6 protein-coding genes are annotated in these 4,132 nt (G+C 45.2%); 1 reads left to right on the forward strand and 5 read right to left on the reverse strand.

From position 1 onward, the window contains the following. The 4 genes from F6K38_RS36350 to F6K38_RS36365 all read right to left on the reverse strand — a co-directional run. The coding region (locus F6K38_RS36350) for a prepilin-type N-terminal cleavage/methylation domain-containing protein (protein WP_287359887.1) at window positions 1-152 on the reverse strand (152 nt) is incomplete at its 3' end. Between the two features lie 389 nt (window positions 153-541). Further along, window positions 542-745: a hypothetical protein gene (locus F6K38_RS36355; RefSeq protein WP_287250563.1), complete on the reverse strand. Its 204-nt coding sequence runs from the start codon at window positions 743-745 to the stop codon at window positions 542-544. Between the two features lie 2 nt (window positions 746-747). After that, window positions 748-957: a hypothetical protein gene (locus F6K38_RS36360; protein WP_131827091.1), complete on the reverse strand. Its 210-nt coding sequence runs from the start codon at window positions 955-957 to the stop codon at window positions 748-750. A 35-nt stretch (window positions 958-992) separates the two neighbouring features. After that, a complete protein-coding gene (locus F6K38_RS36365) occupies window positions 993-2,195 on the reverse strand; it encodes an RNA-guided endonuclease InsQ/TnpB family protein (protein ID WP_287250560.1) in 1,203 nt (400 codons plus the stop codon). Window positions 2,196-2,408: 213 nt separating this feature from the next. Between F6K38_RS36365 and F6K38_RS36370 the strand changes: the two genes are divergently transcribed. Next, window positions 2,409-2,537, forward strand: coding sequence for a hypothetical protein (locus F6K38_RS36370; RefSeq protein WP_267872123.1), 129 nt, complete (start codon window positions 2,409-2,411; stop codon window positions 2,535-2,537). 48 nt (window positions 2,538-2,585) lie between these two features. On the opposite strand, the gene F6K38_RS36375 is transcribed toward F6K38_RS36370, so the two are convergent. Next, entirely contained in the window at window positions 2,586-3,905 is a 1,320-nt protein-coding gene (locus F6K38_RS36375; RefSeq protein WP_131827092.1) for an RNA-guided endonuclease InsQ/TnpB family protein, read from the reverse strand. Window positions 3,906-4,132 lie beyond the last annotated feature (227 nt).

Genomic DNA, 4,132 nt, shown 5'->3' on the forward strand with positions numbered 1-4,132 from the left:
TTATTAGCTTGGTTCAAGAAAGAAGGCAAGGCAATGGCGGATAGAATTCCAATAATGATGATTACAACTAGTAGTTCAATTAGAGTAAAACCTTCGTCTTGCTTTTTCTGGGTCAGGTGCTGAAGTAGTTTAACTTTTAGATCAGTTTTCATAAGTCTTTTTACAGATGCGGGATGCTGATTTGTTGTAAGCAGTCAGCGGTCAGTGGTCAGTGGTCAGCTTTTTTTATTCAAAAGCTGTTCCCTTACCCTGGCCTACGGCCAATGGCTGAAAGCTGATAGCTGATAGCTGATAGCTGATAGCTGATAGCTGATAGCTGATAGCTGATAGCTGATAGCTGAAAGCTGAAAGCTGATAGCTGATAGCTGAATGCTTACCAATTGTTTTCTTCTAGACTTAACTTACCCACTTGTTTTGATTTTCATATCATCTAGGGGAAAAAAAATTTTGAGGTGTGGGGATCCCCCTCCCGTCCCCCTTAATAAGGGGGAAGCTAGAGATGTAGGTGTAGGGTGCGTTAGGGGCGGGCTTGCCATCATGTTCAACACCGAGCGCCAGTGTTGAGAGAGCCCGCCCCGTAACGCACCACCAATGGGAGTAGGGTGTGGGGTGTGGGGTGTGGGGTGTGGGGAATCGGGAATCGGGAATCGGGAATCGGGAATCGGGAGCACTGTCCACCAGCAAGGGATGAATCGGTCAGGTTTGAATTAGATGTAGGGTGTGTTAGGGGCGGGCTTGCCATCATGTTCAACCTCGTAGGCAGTGTTGAGATAGTCCGCCCCGTAACGCACCGGAAGGGTTGGGTGGAGAGAGCTGGATGGGATTGACCTTGGCCAAAAGGCCAAGGGTGGCCTTTGGCCACGCTGGGCGAACGCGAATGGTCACGCGGGGCGCGATCGCATATCTCAAATCAACCAGGTTACCATGAAGATGTAGGGTGGGCAGTGTGTCAGACAAATCAGATCACAAAGCCATATTGACACTCCCCACGGTTAGAAACCGGGGGATTCTCGGTTCAGCGAGCCAACTTGCTCATCCAGGCCGGAACCAAGAAGAGTAGAGGTCGATTCTCCCCGAGCGTTCTGAAAAGTTCCCGTGTGCCCCACGGTACTCAAGGCTCTCGTTAAGATGTTTTTAGCGGCGTTATGATCGCGATCTAACTGACACCCACACTTACAGACATGGGTTCGAGTTGACAATGACTTCTTGACCACTTCACCGCAACTAGAACAATTTTGGCTAGTATAAGCAGGATTCACTGCGACAGTTATTCTTCCAAACTTTTGTCCAAAATATTCTAGCCACTCCCTGAACTGATACCAACCTGCATCATTAATAGACTTGGCAAGACAATGGTTTTTGACCAGGTTCTTAACTCTTAAATCTTCGTAGGCGACCAGGTCGTTAGACCGGATTACGCAACGCGCCAGTCTCTTGACATGTTCTTCACGCTGCCTACTTATTTTAAGATGTGTTCTACCCAGCCTATTAATAGCCTTGTTTCGGTTAGCTGAGCCTTTCTTTTTCCGGGAGACTCTACGCTGATAAAACTTTAATCGCTTTTCGCCTTTGCGATAGAATCTAGGGTTAGGTTCTGAGTACCCATCAGAGTCGGTGTAAAACTCTTTTAGTCCAACATCCAATCCAACAGTAAAACCAGTAGCTTCTAGCTGTTCTGAATTGTCGAGTTTTACGCAGAATTGAATGTAGTAGCCATCAGCTCTTTGTACAATGCGAACCCGCTTGATCAGTTTCTGGTCGAAACGCCACAATTCCCAGGTTCCTTTGAGCTTGACTAGCCCTATGCCTTTTTTGTCTGTGAATTTAATGGATTTTTTATCTAGAGATAATTTCCATCCAGATTGCTTATACTCAACAGACCTAGAATGCTTCTTGAACTTAGGGTATCCCTTCTTGCCTGGGATTTTCTTTTTGCAATTATCAAAGAACCGTTTAATGGCACGTTCTACGTTCTCAACAGAGGCTTGACAAGCATGACTGTTGAGGTCTTTGACAAACTTAAACTCTTCCCTTAATTGAGTGTTGTAGCGATAGAGTTCTTTCTTCCCTGCCCCGCGATTATCTATCCAGTACCTAAGCACTTTATTCCGGACAAATCGAGCAGTTCTGATAGCTTCATTAATTGCTAACTTTTGAGGCTCTTTTAGGACAGCTTTAAACTCCATAACCAACACTATAACATCACCTCCTTGGGTTGTTTATTTACTTACTATTATAGTCGAAACATTAAAGAGAAAGTTCCCGGGCAGTTAGGGAATAAATTCCTGTTCGGGCTAACCCCATGGATAGAATCCAGGGGCTTGCGCCCTCAGGGTCTTCGGTCAAAGTACACACTGCCCACCACCAAAGGATTAATCGGTAAGGTTTGAATTAGGATTGCAAAATTAATGGGATTGACCTTTGGTCACGCTACGCGAATGGCCACGCTACGCGAATGGTCACGCTACGCGATCGCATATCTCAAAGAAACCAGGTTGATCAAAGATAGCGCTATAATTAAGCCGTCAACCTGGTAACCTTCAGTTGTGGGGATCCCCCTCCCGTCCCCCTTAATAAGGGGGAAGCTAGAGATGTTGACATCCTCCCCTCCCGCGCGCAACTTCGCTATGCTCCGTTGCTTTGAGGAAGGGGATTCCAGAACCTCGCGATGCTGGTTTTCTGCTTCGTTCCCCGCCAACTAGAGCATCGTGACCGATACTCCCTGTCGCTCTGAGTCCACAGACATTTTCTAGTACGCTATGCCCTAGCGCAGATATTCCACGATTTCTAAGAACCTGAGAAGCTGCTACATCTCTTGTAGTTCTGTATCCACACTCATTACAGTGGTGGGAACGAACATCTAGAGTTTTCTTCCCTGTATGTGCGCCACAGTTAGGACAAGTTTGACTTGTGCCATCCTTGTTAACTTTGGCAAAATACACATTTCTGAGAAAACACACCCACTCAAGGATATTTACAAACTGACCAAAGCCAGCATCAGCACTATGTTTCGAGAGGATTCCTCTTTGCCAACTAACAAAGTTGATATCCTCAACAAATATCATGCCAGCACCATCACAAAGATGATGAGCTAGTTTAAAGTGCCAATCCTTTCTGGTATCCGATATGCGTTGATGTAGCCTAGCTATTTTTTGGTTTAACTTGTGTCGATTATTTGAACCTTTTTGCTTATTCTTTAGCCTACGTTGCAGCAATTTAAGCTGGCTTTGTAAGGTTTTGAGAAACAATGGTCGCTTAATCTCTTCACCGTCACTGGTAGCCACAAACTTATCAAAGCCTAAATCCAGTCCTCTAGGATGACCATGAGGTATGGGATTAGGAACATCAACATTTAGCTGTAGTGACAGCATCACAAAGTAACCAGATGCTTTTGAGACTATCCTTGCTTGGCGTACTTCAAACCCATGGGGAATCGGTCTTGACTGTCGCCATTGAACCCATCCCAACTTAGGAAACTTGATTGCATCATTTCTAATCGGGTCTAAACCTAGTTGTGGAAAGACAAACGAACGCATCCGATACTTATTCTTAAAGCGTGGAAAACCGAAACCTCTAGCTTTCATGTCATCCCAAGCTCTATCTAATGTTCTTAGAGTTTGCTGTAAAACTTGAGAATGAACCATCTTTAACTGAGGATATTGTTTCTTAGCCTCCGTTAGTTGCTTGGCTTGTTTGTGGTAATTGGGAAATGGTTCGTCAGCAGAAATGATGTATTCAGAATGAATCGAACAAGCATTGATAGCCGACTTACGAGAGTTACACCAATCTTTACGCTGTCTAAGCGCAAAGTTCCAAACACAACGGCACACATCTAAAGTTTGTTCGATGATGGCGGTCTGTTCGGGGGTTGGTTGTAGCTTGTATTCGTAAGTCATTGTTAGCATGGATTCATTCTAGCTTACATGAGCTATGATGCTGTGTAAAGATGTAATGTATTTGCCAATTTTCGGGGCATCGAACCCCTCAATTGGCTTGAGGGAGTCCATGTATCCCCGCCCTAAAACATTGCTCGTCTGAACGACTCGCTCGTTTTTGAGGACGGGGTTTTATAGCTCCCTCAAGCTCCCTCATTTGATAAACAAGAGCGATGGTTCCCCTCTTGTTAAGGGGG

The organism is Moorena sp. SIO3B2, assembly GCF_010692525.1.
Classification (GTDB): Bacteria; Cyanobacteriota; Cyanobacteriia; order Cyanobacteriales; family Coleofasciculaceae; genus Moorena; species Moorena producens.